Origin of the sequence: Streptomyces sp. NPDC012827, assembly GCF_042900905.1 — a bacterium.
GTDB lineage: Bacteria > Actinomycetota > Actinomycetes > Streptomycetales > Streptomycetaceae > Streptomyces > Streptomyces gulbargensis.
Map to the genome: position 1 here is coordinate 353,447 of NZ_JBIBBY010000004.1, position 20,041 is coordinate 373,487.

17 protein-coding genes are annotated in these 20,041 nt (G+C 74.2%); 8 read left to right on the forward strand and 9 right to left on the reverse strand.

From position 1 onward, the window contains the following. The first annotated feature begins 46 nt into the window (after positions 1-46). Together ACFY60_RS11075 and ACFY60_RS11080 are read left to right on the forward strand one after the other, a co-directional pair. The gene (locus tag ACFY60_RS11075; RefSeq protein WP_389457975.1) at positions 47-949 is read left to right on the forward strand and encodes an ABC transporter ATP-binding protein; all 903 of its coding nucleotides are present in this window, start codon (positions 47-49) and stop codon (positions 947-949) included. Then, the gene (locus ACFY60_RS11080; protein ID WP_388610561.1) at positions 946-2,565 is read left to right on the forward strand and encodes a transporter; all 1,620 of its coding nucleotides are present in this window, start codon (positions 946-948) and stop codon (positions 2,563-2,565) included. The genes ACFY60_RS11075 and ACFY60_RS11080 overlap by 4 nt, the downstream gene beginning before the upstream one ends. Positions 2,566-2,640: 75 nt before the next feature. Here the strand turns inward: ACFY60_RS11080 and ACFY60_RS11085 are convergent, their stop codons facing one another. The 3 genes from ACFY60_RS11085 to ACFY60_RS11095 form a co-directional block, all read right to left on the reverse strand. Beyond that, the gene (locus tag ACFY60_RS11085) at positions 2,641-4,824 is read right to left on the reverse strand and encodes an FG-GAP-like repeat-containing protein (protein WP_388610559.1); all 2,184 of its coding nucleotides are present in this window, start codon (positions 4,822-4,824) and stop codon (positions 2,641-2,643) included. Between the two features lie 157 nt (positions 4,825-4,981). Beyond that, positions 4,982-6,205, reverse strand: a complete 1,224-nt coding sequence (locus tag ACFY60_RS11090) for an FG-GAP-like repeat-containing protein (protein WP_388610557.1) — start codon at positions 6,203-6,205, stop codon at positions 4,982-4,984. Between the two features lie 97 nt (positions 6,206-6,302). Continuing rightward, on the reverse strand, positions 6,303-7,271 hold the full coding sequence (locus ACFY60_RS11095) for an alpha/beta fold hydrolase (RefSeq protein WP_388610555.1): 969 nt from the start codon (positions 7,269-7,271) through the stop codon (positions 6,303-6,305). A 516-nt stretch (positions 7,272-7,787) separates the two neighbouring features. Here ACFY60_RS11095 and ACFY60_RS11100 point away from each other — a divergent pair. Next, on the forward strand, positions 7,788-8,309 hold the full coding sequence (locus ACFY60_RS11100) for a hypothetical protein (RefSeq protein WP_388610553.1): 522 nt from the start codon (positions 7,788-7,790) through the stop codon (positions 8,307-8,309). 82 nt (positions 8,310-8,391) lie between these two features. Here the strand turns inward: ACFY60_RS11100 and ACFY60_RS11105 are convergent, their stop codons facing one another. After that, positions 8,392-9,084, reverse strand: coding sequence for a metal-dependent transcriptional regulator (locus tag ACFY60_RS11105; protein WP_309050174.1), 693 nt, complete (start codon positions 9,082-9,084; stop codon positions 8,392-8,394). A gap of 150 nt (positions 9,085-9,234) precedes the next feature. Between ACFY60_RS11105 and ACFY60_RS11110 the strand changes: the two genes are divergently transcribed. After that, on the forward strand, positions 9,235-9,990 hold the full coding sequence (locus ACFY60_RS11110) for an SIS domain-containing protein (protein WP_388610551.1): 756 nt from the start codon (positions 9,235-9,237) through the stop codon (positions 9,988-9,990). Between the two features lie 43 nt (positions 9,991-10,033). Here ACFY60_RS11110 and ACFY60_RS11115 read toward each other — a convergent pair whose 3' ends face one another. From ACFY60_RS11115 to ACFY60_RS11125, 3 genes are all read right to left on the reverse strand, one after another. Continuing rightward, a complete protein-coding gene (locus ACFY60_RS11115; RefSeq protein ID WP_388610550.1) occupies positions 10,034-11,362 on the reverse strand; it encodes a PAS domain-containing protein in 1,329 nt (442 codons plus the stop codon). A 113-nt stretch (positions 11,363-11,475) separates the two neighbouring features. Then, positions 11,476-12,138, reverse strand: a complete 663-nt coding sequence (locus tag ACFY60_RS11120) for a response regulator (RefSeq protein WP_388610548.1) — start codon at positions 12,136-12,138, stop codon at positions 11,476-11,478. 61 nt (positions 12,139-12,199) lie between these two features. Beyond that, positions 12,200-13,477, reverse strand: a complete 1,278-nt coding sequence (locus ACFY60_RS11125; RefSeq protein WP_388610547.1) for a sensor histidine kinase — start codon at positions 13,475-13,477, stop codon at positions 12,200-12,202. A gap of 107 nt (positions 13,478-13,584) precedes the next feature. Here ACFY60_RS11125 and ACFY60_RS11130 point away from each other — a divergent pair, with 107 nt between their 5' ends. Then, the gene (locus ACFY60_RS11130; RefSeq protein WP_388610545.1) at positions 13,585-14,532 is read left to right on the forward strand and encodes an ATP-binding cassette domain-containing protein; all 948 of its coding nucleotides are present in this window, start codon (positions 13,585-13,587) and stop codon (positions 14,530-14,532) included. Between the two features lie 2 nt (positions 14,533-14,534). Beyond that, complete coding sequence (locus tag ACFY60_RS11135) at positions 14,535-15,269, forward strand: ABC transporter permease (RefSeq protein ID WP_388610543.1); 735 nt, start codon at positions 14,535-14,537, stop codon at positions 15,267-15,269. A gap of 295 nt (positions 15,270-15,564) precedes the next feature. On the opposite strand, the gene pdxH is transcribed toward ACFY60_RS11135, so the two are convergent. Then, on the reverse strand, positions 15,565-16,194 hold the full coding sequence (pdxH, locus tag ACFY60_RS11140) for a pyridoxamine 5'-phosphate oxidase (protein ID WP_388611027.1): 630 nt from the start codon (positions 16,192-16,194) through the stop codon (positions 15,565-15,567). 223 nt (positions 16,195-16,417) lie between these two features. Between pdxH and ACFY60_RS11145 the strand changes: the two genes are divergently transcribed. Then, a complete protein-coding gene (locus ACFY60_RS11145; protein ID WP_309050181.1) occupies positions 16,418-17,518 on the forward strand; it encodes a citrate synthase 2 in 1,101 nt (366 codons plus the stop codon). Here ACFY60_RS11145 and ACFY60_RS11150 read toward each other — a convergent pair. Continuing rightward, positions 17,497-18,630, reverse strand: a complete 1,134-nt coding sequence (locus ACFY60_RS11150; RefSeq protein WP_388610541.1) for an isopenicillin N synthase family dioxygenase — start codon at positions 18,628-18,630, stop codon at positions 17,497-17,499. The genes ACFY60_RS11145 and ACFY60_RS11150 overlap by 22 nt on opposite strands. Positions 18,631-18,997: 367 nt before the next feature. Here ACFY60_RS11150 and ACFY60_RS11155 point away from each other — a divergent pair, with 367 nt between their 5' ends. Continuing rightward, positions 18,998-20,023 (forward strand): M4 family metallopeptidase, encoded by a 1,026-nt coding sequence (locus ACFY60_RS11155; RefSeq protein ID WP_388610539.1) that lies wholly within the window; start codon positions 18,998-19,000, stop codon positions 20,021-20,023. Positions 20,024-20,041: the final 18 nt, after the last annotated feature.

Sequence of the window (20,041 nt, forward strand, 5' to 3'; positions counted from 1 at the left end):
GGCCCTCCCCCCTTTTGGGGCACCCCTTACCCCCGGGGACAACCGCATGGTTTCAAACACCCGGCGGCCCCCGCATTTTGCGGGTGGGGCGGGGGGGGGGGCCCCCCCGCGGGGGGCGGGGGCGCCCCCCGCCGTTCGGGTGGAGGGACTGTGGAAGCGGTTCGGTGAGCAGATCGCCGTGAACGGGATCGATCTGGTCCTGCCGGCGGGGAAGTTCATCGGCCTGGTGGGCCCCAACGGGGCCGGCAAGACGACCACCCTGTCCATGATCACCGGTCTGCTGCGGCCGGACGCCGGGCGCGTGCTCGTCGCGGGCCACGACGTGTGGCGCGACCCCGAGTCGGTCGCGCGGGTGAAGGCGAGCATCGGCATCCTGCCCGAGGGGCTGCGTCTCTTCGAGCGCCTGTCGGGGCGTGAACTCCTGGCGTACAGCGGCCGGCTCCGGGGGATGCCGGGCGCCGAGGTCGACAAGCGGGCCACACAGCTGCTCGACGTCCTGGATCTGACCGGTTCGCAGAACAAGCTGGTCGTGGACTACTCGACCGGTATGCGGAAGAAGATCGGCCTGGCGGCCGCCCTCCTGCACAACCCGGAGGTGCTCTTCCTGGACGAGCCGTTCGAGGGCGTCGACCCGGTGTCGGCGCAGACCATCCGCGGGGTCCTGGAGCGGTACACCTCCTCCGGTGCCACCGTCGTCTTCTCCAGCCACGTCATGGAGCTGGTGGAGTCGCTGTGCGACTGGGTCGCCGTGATGGCCGCGGGCCGCATCCGCGCCCAGGGCCCGCTGGCCGAGGTGCGCGGTCACGCGCCGTCCCTCCAGGCCGCGTTCCTGGAGCTGGTCGGGGCGAACGAGCGCGCCGCGGCCGGTGACTCCCTGGACTGGCTGGGCAGCGGTACGGGCGCGACCGCGGCCGGACCGGACGGCGCGGCCGGCGGGAGCGCGCGGTGAGTGCCGTCGTCCCCTCCCCCGCGCCGGCGTCCTCCCTCACCTCCGTCTTCGTACGGCTCAAGCTGGCGCTGCTCCGGAACGGGCTGCGGCAGTCGAGCGGCCGGACCGCCGTGTACATCACGTCGATCGTGGTGACGCTGCTGATCGCGGTCGCGATGATGCTCTCGTTCCTGCTGCTGCGCGGCGGATCGGCGGCGGGCACGGTCTCCGTCCTCGTCATCGCGCTGCTCGCCCTCGGCTGGGTGGTCATGCCGCTGTTCGTGCCGGGCGGCGACGAGACGCTCGACCCGTCGCGGCTCGTCATGCTGCCGTTGCGGCCGCAGCCGCTGGTCCGGGCGCTGCTGGTGGCGTCCCTGGTGGGCATCGGCCCGTTCTTCGCGCTCTGTCTCGCGATCGGCGCCGCCCTGGCCCTCGCCGACGACGCGGCCGGGACCGTGGTGGCGGTGCTCGCGGTGCCGCTGACCGTCCTGGTGTGCGTGGCGCTGTCCCGTGCGGTCGCCGCCGCGAACGTACGGCTCCTCACCTCGCGCAAGGGCCGTGACCTGGCCCTGCTCAGCGGTCTGCTCATCGCCGTCGGCATGCAGGTGATCAACTTCGGGGCGCAGAGCCTGGGCAGGTCCGGCGACCTGTCGGTGCTCGACCCGGCGGCGTCCGTCGCCGGGTGGCTGCCGCCCGCCGCGGCGTTCGCCGCGATCGGGGACGCGGGCGACGGCGCGTACGCCGAGGCGGCCGGGCGGCTGCTGCTGACCGTCGCCGCGCTGGTGCTGCTGCTCGTGTGGTGGCGGCGGAGCCTGGTGCGGCTGATGGTCGAGCCGGACGGTTCCACCCTCGCCGCCGCCACGGTGACCAAGGACGCGACGGACGGGCGGGGGCGGCTCGCGCGGCTGCTGCCGGAGGGCCGTACGGGCGCCGTCATGGAGCGCAGTCTGCGCTACATCGGGCGCGACCCGAAGACGAAGGCCTCCTGGGTCACCGCGCTCGCGATCGGCGCGCTCGTGCCGGTGTTCAACGCCTACCAGGGCGCGGGCAGCATCTACTGGGCGTCGTTCGCCTCGGGCATGCTCGGCATGCAGATGTTCAACCAGTTCGGGCAGGACTCCTCGGCGTTCTGGATGGTCTCCCAGACCATCTCCTCACCGGCCGGCGCCTACGCCGAACTGCGGGACCGTGCCCTGGCCCTGCTGGTGATCACCGTGCCGTACACGGTGGTGGTGGCGGTCGGCACGGCGGCGATCCTCGGGGACTTCTCACAGCTGCCGGAGGGCCTCGGGGTGGCGTTCGCCCTGATCGGGGCGATGCTGGCGCTCGGCGCGGTGCTGTCGGTCCGCTTCCCGTACTCGATCCCGCAGGACTCCCACCGGAACGTCGCGGCGGGGCAGGGCGGGCTCGCCATGGGCGCGGTCTTCGGCGGCATGCTGGCCGGCCCGGTGCTCTGCGCCCCGCTCATCGGCCTGGTGATCTGGCTCCACGTCGCCGGCCTGCACGACCTGCTGTGGCTCGTCCTGCCGGCCGGTGTGCTGTACGGGGCGCTGCTGGCGTGGGCCGGGCTGAAGTCCGTCGCCCCGCGTATGGCGGCCCGCCTCCCGGAGATCCTCCAGGCGGTCAGCAAGGGCTGACGGGCCCGTACGGTACGCCCCGGGGCGGGCGCGGAGGATTCCGCGCCCGCCCCGGGGTTTCTGCACGAGCGTTCGTCAGGCGACGGGCTGGGTGCCGTCCGTCGGGACGAAGGAGAGGGCGGACTGGCGCGGCGCGAAGGGGGTCCGCCAGTCGCCGGTGCCCCGGTAGAGCCAGTTGTCGGTGTGCGGGGCGAGGGCGAGGAGGTCGGCGCGGCCGTCGTCGTCGGCGTCGCCCACGCCGACGAGGTGGCGGTACGCGTTCCAGCCGGCGCCGAGCCGGGCGCGCGGCGCGAAGGTGCCGTCGCCCTTGCCGAGGTAGAGCCAGAGGACGCCCGCCGTGTCGCGGGCGACGAGGTCGCCGGCGGGGGTGCCCGCGAGGTCGCCGGTGGCCGTGAGGTCGTTGTAGATCCCCCAGCCGGTACCGGCCTTCTTGCGGGCGGAGAAGGGGGCGGTGGCGTTGCCGGTGCCCGGGTAGAGCCAGAGGCCGCCGGACCGGTCGGTGGCGAGGAGGTCGTTCTTCCCGTCGCCGGTCAGGTCGGAGCCGCCGGTGATCCTGTCGTAGATGCCCCAGCCGGTGCCGACCTTGACGCGCCCGGCGAAGCCGCCGGTGCCGGTGCCCTGGTAGAGCCAGAGCGCGCCGGAGGTGTCACGGGCCAGCAGGTCGCCGACCGCGGAACCGCCCAGGTCGCCGGTGGCCTCGATCCGGTCGTAGACGTTCCAGCCGGAGCCGAGGGAGGCCTTGGGCTCGGCGGGCATCAACTCGCCGTACTCGGGGCTGTGGAGGGTGTCGGTGCGCCAGAGGCGGCCGGCGGCGTCCCGGGTGAGCAGGTCGGGGGTGCCGTTGTCGGTGAAGTCGTGCGGGGCGGGCTCGCGGACGACCGTGAAGGTGCCCCGCGCGTCGAGGTCCGGGCCGAGGCCGTTGGCGGGCTTCCCCGTGACCTGCCAGGTGTAGGCGCCGTTGTAGGCGGCCATGGCCCGGTCACCGAGGTGGCCGTTCCAGTCGTACGTCAGCCGCCCGGAGTTCATCGTGTGGACGTAGGTGTGCGCCGTTCTCCCGGTACGGACGTGGCGCAGCGTGACCGTCACCTGCTCCAGCTCCCGGGAGAAGTCCCAGGCGAAGCGGGCGCCGTCGGCCTGGTCGAGGTCCACGGTCCGGGGGGCGTGGTCGGCGGTGAGAACGGCCTCGGTGGGTTCGCCGGTCGTGGCGACCATGACGGCCCGCGGGGTCTCGTCGCCCGTGGCGGTGATCCTGTACAGGCCCTCGCCCCGGCCGAGGAGGCCGCCGCGCACGTAGAGGCTGCCGTCGGGGGCGGCCGCGGAGGAGAGCACGTGGTCGAGGAGCTCGACCGTGGTACCGGTGGCCAGGTGGCGGGCCGTGACGGGGTGCAGCGCGGTCTGCTGCGGGGCGCGGAACCCGCCGCCCTCTCCGTACACGATCCAGCCGCCGACCAGGCCGATCCGGAGGTCGCCGCTCCACACGTCGGGCAGCGGGATCTCCCGCACCTCGTCGGTGGCGCGGTCCAGGACGAACAGCCTGGGCTGCTGGGTGTTGTCCCCCTCGGCCCAGGCGACGTGGGTGGTGGAGACGGCACGGTCGGCGGTGGGGGCGGTCATCCCGTCCCGGATCGCGCCGACGGCGCCGGTGGCGAGGTCGAGGAGGCCCCACTTGGCCGCCGTGCCCTGGGCGAAGGTGACCAGGGCGTGGTCCGGGGTGCCGGGCGCGACCTTGACACGGGTCGCGTCGGCGGGCAGGCCGGTGACCGCCGTGTTCGGCTGCGCCTCGGTGTGCTTGCGGAGGACCGTGCCGGTCCCTCCGGTGACGGTGGTGAAGACGGCGTCACCGGCCGCTCCGGCGTACTTGGGGCCGTCGGGCGCCGAGGAGAGCGGGACGTCGAGCGCGCCGAAGGTGTGCAGGTTCCGCTGGGTGACCTGGTGGAGCCCGCTGTGGACGAGGTAGTCGGTGGTGCGCGTGGACGTCTGCTCGACGCGGCCGTCGTAGGCCTGCCCACCGCCGTCCGCGTACCGCTGCCAACGGTTGACGTTGTTCTGGTCGCGGGTCAGGAAACCGGTCACGCCGGCGGCGGTCAGCGTGGCGGACCCGGGGTAGCGGACGGACACCGGGTCGGTGGTCGTCGCGGTCACCGTGGTGGCGGGGGCGGCCTGCGCGGGGGTAGTGAGGGCACCCGCGCCGAGGGTGACGGCGAGGACGGTGGTGACGGCCGCGGCGAGTCGGCGTCGGGTGGAACGGGCCAGAGGCACGTGCGTTTCCTCCAGGAGTCAGCGGGCGCACCGTGCGCCGCACCGGATGAGACTCGCCGTGAGGCGAATGGTTGTACGAGGGAGGGGGTACGGCGCAGGCCCCCGCCCGGTGGGGGCGGGGGCCTGCGCCGTCACGGACGGACCGGAGGACGGCGGATCAGAAGGCGCCGTTCAGGTTCCACCAGTCGTCGGCGTCGACGGAGCCGGGCGCGATCGCGCCGGTGCCGGCGCCGGTGTACCGGACGAGGCAGCCGTCGGCGTAGCAGGTGTCGCTGTCGAAGTTCTCGTTGGTGACGGCGGTCAGGTCGTGCTTGCCGTCGCCGGTGAAGTCTCCGACGCCGAGGATGGTCTCCATGGCGTTCCAGCCGCCGGAGCCGATCATGACGCGCGGGCCGAAGGCGCTGGTGCGGCCCGGGTAGAAGAACAGCTTGCCGGTGGACGCCTCGCGGGCGACCAGGTCGGGCTTGCCGTCGCCGTTCATGTCACCGGCGCCGACCAGGGCGTTCATGCCGTTCCAGCCGCCGGTGCCGAGCAGGACGCGGGCGCCGAGGGTGCCGCTGGTGGTGCCGGGGTAGAGCCACAGCTTGCCGGTGGACTTCTCGACGGCGACGAGGTCGGCGCGGGTGTCGCCGTTGAGGTCGCCGAAGGCGACGAGCCGGCTCATGGCGTTCCAGCCGCCGGTGCCGATGAGCGTGCGGGCGCCGAGGGTGCCCGTGCCGGTGCCGGGGTACAGCCACAGCTTGCCGGTGGCGGTCTCGCGGGCGATGACGTCCTCGCGGCCGTCGCGGCTGTAGTCACCGTGCCGGATCAGGCTGTTGAAGACGTTCCAGCCGCCGGTGCCGACGAGCTTGCCCGAGCCGTCGCCGGGCAGGAACCACAGGCGGCCGGCGGTGTCGCGGACCACGATGTCGGAGACGCGGTCGGCGTTGAGGTCACCGAAGCCGGCGGCCTTGGGCGCGGTGGCCGCGTGCCAGGTCGGGTAGGCGGGGAGCACGCACTCGCGCTCGGTGGGGACGAACTTGACCGAGCTGATCGAGTCGCTGCCCGGGCCGCCCCACTCGCTGCCCGACGGGCTGGACTCGACGACCGTGACACCGCCCACGAGGCCGTGGTTCGGGTCGTCGTACAGGCAGGCGAACTTGTTGGTGCGGTTGACGACCGAGCGGAAGGTGTTGTCCCAGCTGCCCAGGGTCGGCGCGTTCGTGTTCGTCTTGTACATCGTGCCGGTGCCGTTGTCGGACTTCCAGGCACAGAAGTAACCCGACGGGCAGTCGCTGACCGCGGCCTGGGCCGGCGCCGCGCCCGCGCCGACCATGCCCAGCGACGTGAGCCCCAGCGCCGTGACCGTGGTGACGAGGCGCCGCAGCAGTGAAGTGCGCAAAGTCTCTCCTTCTTGAAAACGGCGCGGAGAAGACCTCGACGCGCCGCGGGAGCGGACCCTACCCGGCGGCGCGCGGACCGGTGACGGCGGGGTGGCCTCAGGCCGTCAGGACCCCGGTGAGGAAGGGCTCGACGGTCTCGGCCCAGGCCTCGGGGTGCTCGTAGTGGAGGAGGTGCCCGGCGTCCGGGATCTCCGCGTAGACCCCCCGGGGCAGGACCCGGACCATCTCCTGGGCCTCGGCGCGTCCCAGTTCACCGTCCAGGCCGCGTACGACGAGGGCCGGGCACCGGACCTGGGCGAGGGACTCCCAGTGGGCGTCGTGCACCCAGGTCTCGCGGGAGGTCAGCATCTGGGCCGGGTCGATGACCGGGCGCCAGCCGTCCGCGTGGACGGCCATCACCTCGGCGAAGAAGGCGCCGCGGGCGGGGTGGGGACGCTCGGCCCAGGGGTCCTCCTCGCCGAACCAGCGGCGGACGGCGTCGAGGGACGGGAAGGGAACCGGCCAGCCGCGGAACCAGTCCTGCCAGGCGCGCTGGGAGGCGGCACCGAGGGCGGAGGCCCGCATGTCGCAGATGACGAGGGCGCGGACCAGGTCGGGCCGTTCGGCCGCCAGCTGCCAGGCGGTGAGGGCGCCCATGGAGTGGCCGACGAGGGTGACCGGGCCGAGGCCGAGCTGCTCGACGGCGGCGGCCGCGTCCGCGACGTACGCCTCGCGGGTGAAGGGGCCCTCGGGGGGCTTGTCACTGGCTCCGTGGCCGCGCTGGTCGAGGGCGACGACGCGGTGCCCGCCGGCCAGGGCGCGGGCGGCCCGCGCCCAGTGGCCGGCGTGGCCCATGAGGCCGTGGAGGAGCAGGACCCCGGGACCGCCGGCGGAGGCGGTGCGCCGGGCGGTCCCCCGCCCCTGGGGGTCCGTGGGCTCCGGCCCGGCCTGCGCGGGCAGGGCGGTGCCGTGCGGTACGGCCTCCGGGGGCGCCGGGCGGCCGGTCCGCGCGGCGGCCCGGGGTGTGAAGTCCCAGGCCGCCAGGCGTACGCCGTCGGCCCCGGTGACGTCGAGTCGTCGCGCCATCCCTGGCACCCCCTCTTTCCCGTCCAACCACGCCAGACTATCGAACTCGTATTCGAAAATGCGCTCCTGCCGTCCAACACCCCTCGTTCGAGTGACACGGCTCAAGGATTGACGCCCGCTGCCGAGGGGAGATCTTCAGCGGGAGGCGGACCGCTCGGGGAAATCGGTCCGAAGGGAACGACCTTGAGAGCTCGGGGCTCCAGGTCGGAACAGGGGAGGACAGGCCCCGGCGCCCCACGGCGCCGGGGCCCCGTACCGTCCGGCGGCCCCTCACGCCCGGGGCGTCCGGCAGTCGGCGTACGGCCCTCGCCGGTCGCATGGCCCCACCCCTCCCCGCATCCCTGACGGTCTCGCGGCGCGCGGTTCGCTCCAGCGTGGCACGCCGAGGGCGAGCGCGGGGCCATTCCGGCGTAAAACGGGGCGCCCGGCGGGCCGTCACCCCCGCGAGCCGAGGCGATACCTCTTCGTGATCCGCCCCCCGTACAACCGGACCGCCTCCGTACATGTCCAGGGAACGTGATCTCCCCCCAGGTACTCATCAAGGACGGCGACACCGAGGAGAAGGAAGCCCGCAGGAACTGGCCGTACTGGACGGCGGGCGTCGCCCTCCTGCTCGCCTACGTCGGTTACACGGCCTGGGTCGGCGGCACCCACGGCATCGCCGACGCCTTCGTCACCGTGCTGTCCGTCCTCGGGGCGCTCGTCGGCCTGTGCTGCGTCATCGGGACCGTGGACAGCGCCCGCACGCGGGTGAACCTGGCCCGGCGGGGCATCACCGTCATCGCCACGCGGGGCACCTACCCCAACGGGAAACGGCACGGCTACTTCACGTACACCGACACCAGCGGCAACGAACACGTCCGTCACAGCGGCCGCTCGGCGGTCACCGCGCACCTCGTCCACGACCCGGAACAACCGGGCATCTGCGCCTTCCCCGAGCCGCCGGCGTGGACCGTGGTGAAGCACGTCGTCTACCTCGCCCTCGGCCTCGGCATCCTCGCGCTCGGCGTGCGGGGCATCGCCGCCCCCTACCTCTGACCGGGGGGCGCCGCCCCGGTCCGGGCGCGCGAAAGGGGTGCCACGGGGGCACCCCTCACGCGTCCGCCGGCCGTCGCCGGGGTCAGCGCTTGGCGACGAAGACGTGCGACGCGACGTCCGCCTCCAGCTCGGCGGCCTCGCCGCTGGAGCCGACCAGGACACCGCCCGGCGACTCGCGCACGGAGACGACCGACCCGGGCTGCACGCCCGCGCGGCGCAAGGTGTACATCAGCTGCGCGTCCGTCTGGATCGGCTCGCCGATGCGCCGGACGACCACCGTCTTGCCCTCGCCGCTCGCGTCCAGCTCCGCCAGCGAGACCATCGAGTCGTCCAGGAAGGACTCCGCCTCCGCCTTCTCGCCCAGCTCCTCCAGGCCCGGGATCGGGTTCCCGTAGGGCGATTCGGTCGGGTGGCGCAGCAACTCCAGGACCCGGCGCTCCACCGCCTCGCTCATCACGTGTTCCCAGCGGCAGGCCTCGGCGTGGACCTGCTCCCACTCCAGACCGATGACGTCGACGAGGAGACACTCCGCCAGCCGGTGCTTGCGCATGACCCGGGTGGCGAGGCGGCGGCCCTCGTCCGTCAGCTCCAGATGGCGGTCACTCGCCACGGCCACCAGGCCGTCGCGCTCCATCCGGGCCACGGTCTGGCTCACTGTCGGGCCGCTCTGGTCGAGCCGCTCGGCGATCCGGGCGCGCATCGGGACCACGCCTTCCTCCTCGAGCTCGAGGATGGTGCGGAGATACATCTCCGTTGTGTCGATCAGTCCGGACATACGTGCCCCTCGATGAGTCGTGCGCTGGCCCTCCACCAATTCTGACGCATCGCAACGGCAACCGGGTCTCACGGCGGTATCGCGGTATTGACAGAGCAAAGGTCCAGACCGCACCGTGAGCGGCGACCACGAGCAGAAGGAGTCGCCGCCATGGGCGAGAGCAAGCTGGCCGGACAGTTCTTCGACGCCGCGATCGGCCTGCTGCAGCGGGTCCGGGACGAGGACTCCGCCGAGATCGCCGAGGCCGGGGCCCTGATCGCCGAGGCCGTGGCCGCCGGCAACCGCCTCTTCGCCTTCGGCGCCGGTCACTCCTCCCTCGCCGCCCAGGACGTGGTGTACCGGGCCGGCGGCCTCGCCCTCGTGAACCTGCTGGCCGTGCCCGGGGTCGTCGGCGTCGACGTCATGCCCGCGACGCTCGGTTCCGCCCTGGAACGGGTGGACGGGCTCGCCGGCGCCGTCCTCGACTCGTCCCCCGCCGGGCCCGGGGACGTCCTGATCGTCGTCTCGCTCTCCGGGCGCAACGCCCTGCCGGTCGAGATGGCGATGAACGCCCGCGCGCTCGGACTCAAGGTCATCGGCGTCACCTCGGTCGCGTACGCCACGGAGACCCGGTCCCGCCACGTGTCGGGGACGTACCTGAAGGACCACTGCGACGTCGTCCTCGACTCGAAGATCGCCGTCGGTGACGCCGAGCTGACCCACGAGGGCGTCGAGGCGCCCTTCGCACCCGCGTCGACCGTCGTCACCAGCGCCCTCATGCAGGCGGTCATGGCGGCGGCGGCCGAGGAACTGGTCCGGCGGGGCATCGAGCCGCCGCTGCTGCGCTCGGGGAACGTCGACGGCGGCCACGAGTGGAACGGCCGCGTCATGACCGAGTACGCCGACCGGATCTTCTACCGGCGCTGAGCCGGTACGGAGCCGGACGGCACCGCCCGGCCCGCGCCCGCCGTCAGCCGTCAGCGGGCGACAGGTCGAGCACCGCCGCCAGCCGGGACGCGACCGTCTCGCCGTACGTCACGTCGTGGCGGTCGAAGGCCGCGCGCCCGGCCGACCGCAGGAAGGTGAGCACGCCGAGCGTCCGGCCCCGGGAGCGCAGCACCACGCACAGGGCGTGCGCCACACCGCCCGGCCACTGGTGCGCGTCCGCCCACACCTCCGCCGTACGGCCCGCGCTCGCCCGCACCGCGCCCGCCCGGTCCCACGCCTGGAGCGCCGGGTGGGCGGGGCCGTACCGCAGCGGGATGCCGCCGCCGGTGACCGGCGCGGACGGGCCGGGCACGGCGGGCGGGGTGGCCAGGGCGCGGGTGAGGCGCCGCTCGCCCGCCACCCGGTCCACCAGGGCGTGGTCCGCGAAACCGGGCAGGGCGAAGTCCAGCAGGAGCGCCGCCGCCTCGGCGGGGTCCTCGCACTCGGCCGCCGCCTGCCCCGCCCGGTGCGACTGGCTCCACCGGAACCGCATCCGGTCGGCCTCCCGGGCCGCCAGCCGCTCCTCCGTCACGTCCTGGAACAGCCAGGCCACGCCCAGCGGCACCGGCTCCTCCGAGAGCGGCGAGGCCAGCCGCAGGAAGGCGCTGTGCCAGCAGCGTCGGCGGTCCCCGCCGGGCCCGGTGACCGTCACCCACACGTCGGCGGGCGCGGGCGGGGTGCCCTCGGCGAGGACGTGCTGGAGGGCGCCCTCCAGTTCGTCGACGCCCTGCCGCACCACGTCACCGAGCGGGCGGCCGAGCAGGGCGGCGCGCGCCGTGCCGATGGCGCGGGCGGCGTGCCCGTTGACCACCGCCGGGCGCAGGTCGGCGTCGACGAGGACCAGACCCCAGGGGGCCTCGCCGAACAGGACCTCGCTCAGGGCGACGGACCGCTCCAGATCGACCTGGACGTGGACCTCGCTGAAGGCGCAGTACACCCCGGCGGGGGCGCCGTCCGCGCCGCGCACCCCGGCGGACTGGCTGCGCACCAGGACGCGCCCGCCGTCCTTGCGCAGCAGGGCGAGGTCGTGGACCTGCCGGCCCGGGGTGCTCATGGCGCGCATCAGCCGGGCCAGGATGTCCTCGGCGTCGGCGCTGCGCGCCGCCCAGCCGGCGAAGCCGCGCCGCCCGACGGCCTCCGTCGCGGGCCAGCCGAGGATGCGTTCGGCCTCGCGGTTCCAGTGGGTCACCGTCCCGCCGGCGTCGAAGGCGCAGAGCGCCGCGTCCATGCCGTCGAGCAGCGCGGCCAGCAGATCGGCGCCCGCTCCCGGCACGGGCGCGGTGTCGCTCGTGGACTCCGTGAAGGCACTCACGTCGGCACTCCCCCCGTATCCCCCCTGGTCATCCCTGGTGAGGCCATTCAACTGGAACGTGACCCAGGACACACCGGGTTCGCCGAAATCCTTGCGCGATCCGAGCGCGGTGCTCAGCCCGGGGAGACGAAGCCCGACTCGTACGCGGCGATGACCGCCTGCGTGCGGTCCCGGGCCCCCAGCTTCGCCAGGACGGCGCTCACATGGGACTTGACGGTCTCCGTGCCCACCACCAGGCGGGCGGCGATCTCCGCGTTCGTCAGGCCACGGGCCATGAGCCGCAGGACCTCCGCCTCGCGCTCGGTGAGCCGCGCCCGCTCCAGGGCGGTCCGGGCCGCCGTGCCGCCGCTCCCCCGGCCGTACGAGGCGGCCAACTGCCGTACCGCCGCCGGGAAGAGGAGGGAGTCGCCCTCGGCCACCAGCCGGACGGCGTGCACGATCTCGGCCGGGCGGGCCCGTTTGAGGAGGAACCCGTCGGCACCCGCGCGCAGCGCCCCGTACACGTACTCGTCGTTCTCGAAGGTCGTCACCACGACGATCTTCGGCGGGTCCTGGACCGTGCGGAGCACCGCCTCGGTCGCCTCGATGCCGTCCATCAGGGGCATGCGGACGTCCATGGCGACGACGTCGGGGCGCAGGCTGCGGACGAGGGGGATGACGGCGGCCCCGTCGGCCGCCTCGCCCACCACCTCGATGTCCGGCTGTGCGTCGAGGACGGCACGCAGGCCCGCCCGTACCAGCGGCTCGTCGTCGACGAGGAGGACGGTGATCGGCATCCGGTCAGCGTAGGCGGTGCCGGACGGCTCCGGCACGCGGAGGCGGTGGCGTACGGCCCGGTCAGCGGAGGGGGAGGTCGACGCGCAGGACCCAGGCGTCGCCGTCGCGGCCCGCGCGGGCCGAGCCGCCGAGGAGCGCGGCCCGTTCCCGGATCCCGCGCAGACCGCTGCCCGTGCCCGTCCCCGTCGGGGCCTGTGTTCCCAGGGAGTTGCGGACCTCGAGGCGGAGCCGGGCGTCCTCCACCGCGATGCGGACGTCCACGGGGACCCGGCCCGCGTGCCGCAGCACGTTCGTGAGGCCTTCCTGAAGCATCCGGTACGCCTCGCGGGAGACGGGGCCCGGCACGTGCTCCAGCGGGCCCGTCACCTCGGCGCCCACCCGGGCGCCCGAGGAGCGCGCGGAGTCGAGGAGGCGGTCCGCCTCGGCCAGGTCCGGCCGGGAACCGGGCGGGCCGCCCGTCTCGCGCAGCAGGAGCAGCACCCGCTCCAGGTCCTCCAGGGCCGCGCGGCCCGTCTCCTCGATCGCCTCCAGGGCCCGGTCGGTGAACCCCGGATCCGCGGCGGCCCGCGCGGCTCCGGCCTGCACCACCGCGAGGGTGAGGGCGTGCCCCAGGGAGTCGTGCAGCTCCCGGGCGATGCGGTTGCGTTCGAGGATCCGCTCGGTGCGCTCCTCCAGGGCCGCCAGGCGCTCCCTGACCGACGGGCCGAGGAGGCGGCGGGCGGCCCCGGCCATCAGTCCGCCGCCGGTGACGACCACGGCGACGAGGGCGAGGACGGGCAGCGGGGCGAGGACGGCGGCGGCCGGGCCGCCGGTGGGCGACGGCAGGGGCGCCCCCGCGATCGGGTCCTCCACGGCCGTCCCGGCCAGCGTCAGGGCGACCTGCGGCAGCCACACCGACAGGAACACGGTGACCAGGCCCGCCTCGGCCCGCAGGACCAGCCAGGCGGCCGTCCTCGCCCGGTCCGTCCACGAGGCGGAGGGGACGGCGGAGACGCCGGGGTCCCCGGCCGGGAACCCGGCGTTGCCGCCGTCCCCCTCTCCGGCCGGTACGCGCGTGCCGGCGGACCCGCCGTGAGGCGTCCGTACGCGCGCGTGGGCCCCGGGGAACAGCATCAGCCGCGCCTGGAGCCCCTCCGCGCGCCGGACCGACGGGACCAGGGCCACCACCGCGAGCAGCGGAACCGGCAGGAGCGCGACCAGCGCCCAGCCGGCCGGGCCGGGGTCGGCGAGGCCGGGATGGATCAGGCCGCAGCCGAGCGGGACGACCGCCCCCACCAGGAGGTGCAGCCAGCGGGTGTAGGTGACCGCGCGGAGCAGCGGCCGCAGGGGTCCGGGCATCCCTCCATCCTGGCAGCGCGGCCGCGTCGGGCGGCTCCCCCGCCCGGGGGAGGCGCTCTCCCCGCGCGGGGGATGGCCGGAGGCGGCCCGGCGGCGAGGCTGGGGCCATGACCAGCATCCACGTCAGGGACCTCACCAAGGAGTACGGCGGGAAGCGGGCCGTGGACCGGCTGACCTTCGCCGTCGAACCGGGCCGCGTCACCGGCTTCCTCGGCCCCAACGGGGCGGGGAAGTCCACGACGATGCGGCTCGTGCTCGGCCTCGACCGGCCGGCCTCCGGGACCGCCACGGTCGGCGGCCGCGCCTACACGGCGCTCGACGAGCCCCTCCGTACGGTCGGCGCCCTGCTCGACGCGCAGGCCGCCCACGCCTCCCGGACCGCGCGGGACCACCTGCGGGCCCTTGCCGTCAGCAACCGGATCCCGGCCCGGCGGGTGGACGAGGTGCTGGAGGAGACCGGGCTGGCGAGCGCCGCCCGGCGCCGCGTCCGCACCTTCTCGCTCGGCATGCGCCAGCGCCTCGGCATCGCCGCCGCGCTCCTCGGCGACCCCGCCGTCCTCCTGCTGGACGAGCCGTCCAACGGGCTCGACCCGGAGGGGATCGTCTGGATCCGCGAGCTGCTGCGCCGGCTCGCCGGGGAGGGGCGCACGCTCCTGGTCTCCAGCCATCTGATGAACGAGACGGCGACCTTCGCCGACCACCTCGTCGTCCTCGGCCGGGGCCGGCTCCTCGCCGACGTGCCGATGCGGGACTTCATCGACGCCCACAGCCACGCGCGCGTGCGGGTGCGCACCGGCGATCCCGTCCCGCTGCGGGCCGCGCTCGCGCGCCGGGGGTACGCCGTCGCCGATGGCGCCGACGGCGACGGCCGCTGGCTCGTGGAGGGCGCGACCGCCGAGCAGGTCGGGGCCGTCGCCGCCCGCGAGGGCATCCCCGTGTTCGAACTGGCCGACGAACGCGCCTCCCTGGAGCAGGCGTACCTCGCGCTCACGACGGACGCCGGTGCCGCCGAGTTCGCCGCCACCCCCCGTACGCCGCCGACGCAGGAGGTCTGACCGTGTCCCCCACCGCCGTGCTCCACTCCGAGTGGATCAAGATCAGATCGGTCCGGTCGAGCTTCGGGTCGCTCCTCGCCGTCTTCGCCGTCGCGCTGGTCTTCAACGTGCTCCTGTACGCCACCGTGGGCGGCCCGGAGCCGGACGGCGCGGGCGACCCGGTCGCCGACGCCCTCTTCCAGATCAATTTCGCGCAGATCGCCGCCATCGCCTTCGGCGCGACGGCCGTCTCGTCCGAGTACGTCCACGGGGCGGTGCGGAACTCGCTCGCCGCCGTGCCCCACCGGAGCCTCTTCTTCGCGGCGAAGACGGCGGTCGTGGCCGTGGCCGCCCTCGGCACGGGGCTCGTGACCGCGTTCGTCACCTTCTTCTCCGGGCAGGCCTTCGCGGGCGAGCACGCCATCGGGCTCGGCGAGCCGGGGGCGCTGCGGGCCTGCTTCGGCGCGGGCCTCTACCTCGCCCTGATCGCGCTGTTCGCGGCGGGCCTGACGTTCCTGCTGCGCAGCGCGGTGGCGGTGATGAGCCTGCTGATCCCGTTCCTGCTCATGGTCTCCTTCGTGATCGGGGACGTCTCGGCGGGTGTCGCCGACTACCTGCCGGACCGCGCCGGGCGGCAGATCCTCCACCAGGACCCGGTCGGGGGCCTCGGGCCCTGGGCGGGGCTCGGCGTGACGGCGCTGTGGGCGGCGGCGGCGCTCCTCGCCGGCTGGTGGGCGGTCACCCGGCGGGACGCCTGACGGGCGCCCGGCAGGCGCCTCGAATAAATCCCTTGAGCGGACGCGGGAGGGTTCTTAGGGTGGGGGTACACGCGAAAGGAGGTGATCCGAAAACATGGTTTCTTTTCGGACTCGTGAGGTGACTGCGGGCTGAGGCCTGCCGTCGCACTCTGTGCACCTCGGCAGGCCCTCTGCCGAACACCAACGCAGTCACCCGACCCGTGAGTCGCCGGTCAGTCCGGCCGGCTCCTGTCCGAACCTAGGCGGACGGGACCAAGGCTCACGGGTCGTCCGCGTTTCCCGGCGGTCCCCGGCCTCAGGGGCAGAGGCGTTCGACGTACCAGGAGCCGTCCTCGGCGCGTGCGAACCGCAGCCGGTCGTGCAGCCGGTTCTCGTGGCCCTGCCAGAACTCCACCGTGTCCGGGACGACCCGGAAGCCGCCCCATTCCGGGGGCACCGGGACCTCCTGGCCGTCGGGGTAGCGGGCGGCGAGGTCGGCGTACCGGGCGAGGAGTTCGGCGCGGGAGCCGATCACCCGGGACTGGTCGCTGGCCCACGCCCCGAGCTGGGAGCCGTGCGGCCGGGTCCGGAAGTAGGCGGCGGTCTCCTCGCGGCCGGTGCGGGCGGCGCGGCCGGTGACGATGACCTGGCGGGCCAGCGGATGCCAGGGGAACAGCAGCGCGACGTGCGGGTTGGCGGCCAGCTCGGTGCCCTTGCGGGAGCCGTAGTTGGTGAAGAAGACGAAGCCGGCCTCGTCGTAGTGCTTGAGCAGGACCGTACGGGAGGAGGGGCGGCCGTCCGGCGTCGCGGTGGAGACGACCATCGCGTTGGGCTCGTGGATCGCCGGGTCGGCGGCGGCCTCCTTGAACCAGCGCGCGAACTGGGCGATCGGGTCGGGCGCGAGATCGGCCGGATGGAGCTCCATCGTGCGGTACTGCTCGCGCATGTCGGCGGGGTCCGGGGCGTCGGTCACGGGATCATCCTGCCGCAGCGGCCGAGTCTGCCCGGCACCGCGTGCCGCTAACCCTCCCTCGCCGGTTCGGCGCAGTGTGCCGGATGTCACGCTTCCCCGCATCATCGGAACCGTACAGACTCTTCGGTCGGACGACTGTTGAATCCCGCCATCGACCGTGACCCGGTTGATCGATCATCGATAGAGGAGCCGCCTGATGTCCGACTTCGTACCCGGGCTCGAGGGAGTCGTCGCGTTCGAGACGGAGATCGCCGAACCCGACAAGGAGGGCGGCGCGCTCCGCTACCGCGGCGTCGACATCGAGGATCTCGTCGGCCACGTCTCCTTCGGCAACGTGTGGGGCCTCCTGGTCGACGGCGCCTTCAACCCCGGTCTGCCGCCCGCCGAGCCCTTCCCGATCCCCGTCCACTCCGGCGACATCCGCGTGGACGTGCAGTCCGCGCTCGCCATGCTCGCGCCGGTCTGGGGCCTCAAACCGCTCCTGGACATCTCCGCCGAGGAGGCGCGTGACGATCTCGCCCGCGCCGCCGTCATGGCCCTCTCGTACGTCGCCCAGTCGGCGCGCGGCCAGGGGCTGCCGATGGTGCCGCAGAGCGAGATCGACAAGGCGCAGTCGGTGGTCGAGCGGTTCATGATCCGCTGGCGCGGTGAGCCCGACCCGAAGCACGTGAAGGCCGTCGACGCGTACTGGACCTCGGCCGCCGAGCACGGCATGAACGCGTCCACCTTCACCGCCCGTGTCATCGCCTCCACCGGCGCGGACGTCGCGGCGGCGCTGTCCGGCGCCGTCGGCGCCATGTCCGGCCCGCTGCACGGCGGCGCGCCCTCGCGGGTCCTCGGCATGATCGAGGAGATCGAGCGCACCGGCGACGCGACGGCGTACGTGAAGCAGGCCCTCGACAAGGGCGAGCGCCTGATGGGCTTCGGCCACCGCGTCTACCGCGCCGAGGACCCGCGCGCCCGCGTCCTGCGCCGCACGGCCAAGGAGCTGGCGGCGCCGCGCTTCGAGGTGGCCGAGGCGCTGGAGAAGGCGGCGCTGGAGGAGCTGCACAACCGCCGCCCGGACCGGGTCCTGGCGACGAACGTAGAGTTCTGGGCGGCGATCGTCCTGGACTTCGCCGAGGTCCCGGCGCACATGTTCACGTCGATGTTCACGTGCGCCCGGACGGCCGGCTGGTCGGCGCACATCCTGGAGCAGAAGCGCACCGGCCGCCTGGTGCGTCCCTCGGCCCGCTACACGGGTCCCGGCCAGCGGGACCCGCGCGAGATCGAGGGTTACGCCGACATCGCCGGCTGACCCTCGGGGTGCAGGAGCAGCTCCGCGTGGTGGCGGGCCGCCACCAGCGGGTGGGCGCGGAGCTTGCCCTTCAGGGCGTTGTAGCCGTACTCGGCGAACAGCGGGTTCGCCGGGTCGGCCGTGACGCCGGGGGCCTGTGAGGCGTACGGGAAGTCGAGCGGGGCGATCCGGGCGTCGAGCCGCGGGTTGTAGAAGAACGGGACGGAGAAGCGTTCCGTCGCGCCGGGCGGGGAGACCACCCGGTGGTTGGTGGCGACGAGATAGCCGTCGGTGGCGACTTCGAGGAGTTCGCCGAGGTTGACGACGAAGGCTCCGGGCAGCGGCGGCACGTCGTGGAAGTCCCCGTCCTCCCGCTGGACCTGGAGGCCGCCGACCTGGTCCTGGAGCAGCAGGGTGAGGAATCCGTAGTCCTTGTGGGCGCCGACGCCCTGGTCGTCGCCCTCGCCGCTGCTGCCCGGGTAGCGCACCAGCTTGAGCTGCGGGTGGGCGTGGGGGCCGAAGATGTCGTCGTAGAAGTCCGCGGGCGCGCCGATGGAGGCGAGCAGCTCGTGCAGGAGACGGGCGGCGACCCCGCTGAGCCGGTCGATCCAGTGGAGCGCGGCGGTGCGGAGCCCGGGGAGGGCGGCGGGCCACTGGTTGGGGCCTTCGAGCCACCAGTAGGGGGCTTCCCAGGGGGCGGGGGTGTGCGCGGGGCGCTCGGCGCCGATGTCGAGCTGGTCGCGCCAGTCGCGGGCACCCTGGGTGCGCTCGTCGCCGATGCGGGTGTAGCCGCGGAAGTGCGGCGAGTTGATGTTGTCCAGGGCGAGCCGGTCGGCCTCGGGGAGGGCGAAGAAGGCGCGCATGGCGGTGGTGAGGGCCTGCGTCTCGGCCTCGGTCACGCCGTGTCCGACGAGCTGGAAGAAGCCGACGTCGTGGGCGGCCGAGTGGAGCTGGGCGTGCAGGAGCCGGCGGGCCTGGGGGCCCCGGCCGGCGGCGGAGAGGTCGACGATCGGGAGCTGTGAGGCGTACGAGCTGCGCGGGGCGGCGGGGGCCGCCGGGGCGCCGGCGCGCGAGGTGGCACGGGTGCCGGGGGTCGCCTGGGGAGGGGTGCCGAGGGTGCTGCTGTGGGTCATGGGTGCGTCCGCGGGGTGTACGGGTGCCCGGGGCGGCCGCCAGGGGTGGGGCGGGGGCCGCGGGTGCCGGTCGACAGGGCTCGGATGAGGGACCCGGCGGGGTGACGGAGGTGACGGCCCCGGCAGGTCAGGCGGAGCGGCGACAGCTCATGCTCGTGACGCGGACGAAGTCCACGTGGCGGCGGCGTACGAGCAGAGGCATGCGACCAGGGTACTGCGGGCGGGCCCCCGCGCCTGTGGCCCGGGTCACAGTGCGGCGAGGGGCGCGGACCTGTTCAAAGCGGCGGCGGTGCGCGAAGATCGCCGCCACGCATGACACGCCCATGCCAATCATCTCGTCGCCGCGTCCCCGCGCAGGAGGATGTCCATGTCCCGCCGCCGCTCGTTCCGTGGCCTGGTCGCCGCGACCGTCGCCACCACCGCCCTGCTCCCGCTCACGGGGGCGAGCGCCGCGCCCCTGCCCCAGGGCCGGGTCTTCATGGTGAACCCCGTCCAGTCCACCGGTGACCAGACCCTCGCCGACCACAAGGACGCGGCCACCGACGTGCCCGCCTCCGCCTACGCCCTGGCCACCCTGCGGAACCTCGACGCGAGCGGCACCCTGTCCGGGAAGTGGGTCACCGTCCGCTCGGAGACCGGCGCCCCCGCGAAGGTCGCCGACGCCGCCTCGTACGACCGCTCCCAGGACCAGTTCGAGCAGGTCATGGCGTACTTCTGGGTCAACGAGGGCCAGGAGTACCTCCAGGGCCTCGGCTTCGGCACCGAACTGCCCGGCGCCAACGACCGGGTGCAGCCGGTGCGGCTCAACCAGTGGGGCGCCGACAACTCGTACTTCACCGACAAGAAGGCGGAGATCCGCTTCGGCAAGGGCGGGGTGGACGACGCCGAGGACGCCGAGGTGATCCTGCACGAGTACGGGCACGCCGTGCACCACGCGCAGGTCCCCGGCTTCGGCACCTCCGTCGAGGCCGGTTCGATCGGCGAGGCCTTCGGTGACTACCTGGCCGTCGCGGTCGGCACCCACGCCGCCGCGAAGTACGGCTGGCCCGTGAAGGCCGAGCAGGCCTGCGTCGCCGACTGGGACGCGACCGGCTACAGCGAGGCCCCGCACTGCCTGCGCCGCCTGGACAGCGCGAAGACGTACGCGGACCGGGAGGGCGAGGTCCACGCGGACGGCGAGATCTGGTCGCGCGCCCTCTTCGACATCCGCCGGTCGCTCGGCGCCCGCACGGCCGACCGGATCATCATCAACGCGCAGTTCGGCTTCACCGCCGGCACCAGCTTCGCGGCGGCGGCGCGGACGACGGTCGCGACGGCGGAGCGGATGTACGGGGCGGGCGCGGCGCAGGCCGTACGGGACGCCTTCCGGGCCCGCGAGATCCCGGGTGTCTGACCGGCGACGCGAACGGGC

Bases quoted from the DNA above. Each gene is read 5' to 3' on its own strand.
- ACFY60_RS11130 (WP_388610545.1), top strand. From the start codon at position 13,585: ATGACCAGCATCCACGTCAGGGACCTCACCAAGGAGTACGGCGGGAAG.
- ACFY60_RS11150 (WP_388610541.1), bottom strand. From the start codon at position 18,630: ATGACCCACAGCAGCACCCTCGGCACCCCTCCCCAGGCGACCCCCGGC.
- pdxH (WP_388611027.1), bottom strand. From the start codon at position 16,194: ATGCGCGAGCAGTACCGCACGATGGAGCTCCATCCGGCCGATCTCGCG.
- ACFY60_RS11120 (WP_388610548.1), bottom strand. From the start codon at position 12,138: ATGCCGATCACCGTCCTCCTCGTCGACGACGAGCCGCTGGTACGGGCG.
- ACFY60_RS11095 (WP_388610555.1), bottom strand. From the start codon at position 7,271: ATGGCGCGACGACTCGACGTCACCGGGGCCGACGGCGTACGCCTGGCG.
- ACFY60_RS11155 (WP_388610539.1), top strand. From the start codon at position 18,998: ATGTCCCGCCGCCGCTCGTTCCGTGGCCTGGTCGCCGCGACCGTCGCC.
- ACFY60_RS11110 (WP_388610551.1), top strand. From the start codon at position 9,235: ATGGGCGAGAGCAAGCTGGCCGGACAGTTCTTCGACGCCGCGATCGGC.
- ACFY60_RS11145 (WP_309050181.1), top strand. From the start codon at position 16,418: ATGTCCGACTTCGTACCCGGGCTCGAGGGAGTCGTCGCGTTCGAGACG.
- ACFY60_RS11125 (WP_388610547.1), bottom strand. From the start codon at position 13,477: ATGCCCGGACCCCTGCGGCCGCTGCTCCGCGCGGTCACCTACACCCGC.
- ACFY60_RS11075 (WP_389457975.1), top strand. From the start codon at position 47: ATGGTTTCAAACACCCGGCGGCCCCCGCATTTTGCGGGTGGGGCGGGG.
- ACFY60_RS11105 (WP_309050174.1), bottom strand. From the start codon at position 9,084: ATGTCCGGACTGATCGACACAACGGAGATGTATCTCCGCACCATCCTC.